This is a genomic window from Pseudomonas sp. USTB-Z (assembly GCF_019691255.1).
Taxonomy (GTDB): Bacteria; Pseudomonadota; Gammaproteobacteria; order Pseudomonadales; family Pseudomonadaceae; genus Aquipseudomonas; species Aquipseudomonas alloputida.
In genome coordinates this window covers 1-947 of record NZ_JAECZP010000062.1, presented here as the reverse complement: position 1 = coordinate 947, position 947 = coordinate 1, and the positions used below count along the sequence as shown (strand labels likewise).

The following is a 947-nucleotide window of genomic DNA, read 5'->3' as shown; positions in this document are numbered from 1 at the left end:
ATCACCCCGAAAACAGATGAAGCGAACCCCAGGGTGTATTCCGGTGCATCGCTCTTCTGCAGGCTGTTGTAGGCCGTCTTGAGCGATAAGATGTTGAACCACAGCATCCCCGCGTTTAAACCACCCCCACCGCCGGAAGTGAGCAACCCAAGGAAGTTAGGTTTCACGCGCGCAGTGGTGGTCAGCTCGATGGACACCGTGCGGCTACCCGAAATGCGCAACGCTTTCATCTCTTCAACCTGCGCCATGCCGCTCTTCAAATACCGCTGCACCTCCTGGCTAAAGGGATTTTCCGTAATGGCCTGCTCGGTGATTCGATAGCGCGCCGCCAACAACCCCAGCGCTTTCTCGGCATTGGCCTCACGCGCTGCCAGCAACACTTGCCGCCGCAGGCCATGGCTGGCATCCCAACGGGTTTGGCCACGCAGGCGCTTGAGCACCACGGTATTGACCGACTGGGCGGTGAGGTCAGTGATGTCCGCCATGGCCGGGAAGCGACCAGCCAGCCCTTCGATCACGTTGTCGCTGGCGCCGAACAAAGAGCCGATCGAATCGGCTTTATCCTTGAACGGGTTGAACGGCGCCAAGGCGATGTAAAGCGGGCTGTCGTGCTGGTCCAGCCATTGCTCCAGGCGTTTGAAACGCCGGTCATGATCTTCGGTGCCGGGTGTCGGCTGGCCCATCGGGTGAATCAGCAACGCCAGTGAAATTTCCAGACCGCGGGCGGAGGTGCGTTCGTCGCGGTCGTAACAGGCCAGTGCCGCAGCCAGGCTGTAGGGATTATCAATGTGTTGGGATTCGGCCGTCGCCAGCCAGGCGTCATGATCGTTGCTGGCTTGCAAGGCCAGGTTGCGCAGGGCGGCAATCCGTCGTTCCAGTGCGTCGCGTTCGGCGAGGAAGCGCCGGTATTTGTCGACATCGAGGCGCTGTGCCAGGCGCGCGCCATT

1 pseudogene is annotated in these 947 nt (G+C 60.8%); it reads right to left on the bottom strand.

The annotated features are described in order from the left end of the window. A pseudogene (locus tag I8746_RS26840) lies at positions 1-947 on the bottom strand (hypothetical protein); the annotation flags it as partial.